2 protein-coding genes are annotated in these 1,240 nt (G+C 64.4%); both read left to right on the forward strand.

Annotated features, from left to right (window positions below; translation table 11 throughout):
- The first annotated feature begins 42 nt into the window (after nucleotides 1-42).
- The gene (locus EN745_RS34905) at nucleotides 43-495 is read left to right on the forward strand and encodes a MaoC family dehydratase (protein ID WP_126054264.1); all 453 of its coding nucleotides are present in this window, start codon (nucleotides 43-45) and stop codon (nucleotides 493-495) included.
- Nucleotides 495-1,240, forward strand: a 746-nt coding sequence (locus tag EN745_RS34910; protein WP_145992329.1) for a CoA ester lyase, incomplete at its 3' end; no start/stop codon positions are given. The genes EN745_RS34905 and EN745_RS34910, both read left to right, overlap by 1 nt.

A 1,240-nucleotide genomic window follows, 5' to 3' on the forward strand; every position in this document is an offset into this window, starting at 1 on the left:
AGGCAGCGCCTATCAACCCGTGAGGCGCTGAGGAGATCGTGCATGGCCGGGCTTTATCTCGAAGAGTTCGTCGTCGGCCACGTCTTCCGCCACACGCTGCGCAAGACCGTCACCGAGAGCGACAACATGCTGTTTTCGGTGATGACGCTGAACCCGCAGCCGCTGCACATCGACTTCGACTTCGCCGCCAGGAGCGAATGGGGCAGACCGCTGGTCAACTCGCTGTTCACGCTCGGCCTGATGATCGGCATTTCGGTCAACGACATCACCGTCGGCACCACTGTCGCCAATCTCGGCATGAAGGAAACCGTGTTCCCGCACCCGGTCTTCCATGGCGACACCATCCGTGTCGAGACCACGGTGATTTCGGTGCGCGAGTCCAAATCGAAGGCTGACCGCGGCATTGTCGAGTTCGAACACCGCGCCTACAACCAGCATGATGTTCTCGTCGCCAAATGCACGAGGCAGGCGATGATGCTGAAGAAGGCAGGCTGATGCGCTCGCTGCTTTTCGTTCCGGGCGATTCCGAAAGGAAGCTCGAAAAGGGGTTTGCCGCCGGCGCCGACGTGGTCATCGTCGACCTCGAGGATTCCGTCGCGGCGGGCAACAAACGGTTGGCGCGCGACATCGCCGCGCGTTTCATCGCCGGACACAGGAACCAGACGGCATCCGTGATCTATGTGCGCGTCAACGATCTGTCGACGGGGCTCACCGACGACGATCTGACGGCGCTTGTTGCAGCCGCGCCGGACGGCATCATGCTGCCGAAGTCGAACAGCGGCCAGGATGTCCAGCAGCTCTCGGCCAAGCTCAGGGTGCACGAGGCTGAAAACGGCCTGCCTGACGGCGCGATCAGGATCCTGCCGATCATCACCGAAACACCGGCGGGCGTGCTGACGGCCGCAACCTATGCCGGCGCCAGCGCGCGGCTTGCCGGCCTCACCTGGGGCGCCGAGGATCTGTCGGCCGCGATCGGCGCCCGCGCCGCGCGCGATGAGAGCGGCCGCTATACCGACGTCTTCCGCCTTGCCCGCGCCATGACAATCCTTGCGGCCAGTGCGGCGGAAGTCGCGGCGATCGACACCGTTTTTCCGGATTTCCGCGACATGGAAGCTTTCGGAGCCGAGTGCCGCGAGGCCGAGCGCGACGGTTTCACCGGCAAGATGGCCATCCACCCGGCGCAGGTGCCGGTCATCAACGCCGCCTTCACGCCGTCGGCGGAAGCCGTGCGACACTCCCA

The sequence above is a fragment of the Mesorhizobium sp. M4A.F.Ca.ET.022.05.2.1 genome (assembly GCF_003998845.1).
Lineage (GTDB): Bacteria > Pseudomonadota > Alphaproteobacteria > Rhizobiales > Rhizobiaceae > Mesorhizobium.

Bases quoted from the DNA above. Each gene is read 5' to 3' on its own strand.
- EN745_RS34905 (WP_126054264.1), top strand. From the start codon at position 43: ATGGCCGGGCTTTATCTCGAAGAGTTCGTCGTCGGCCACGTCTTCCGC.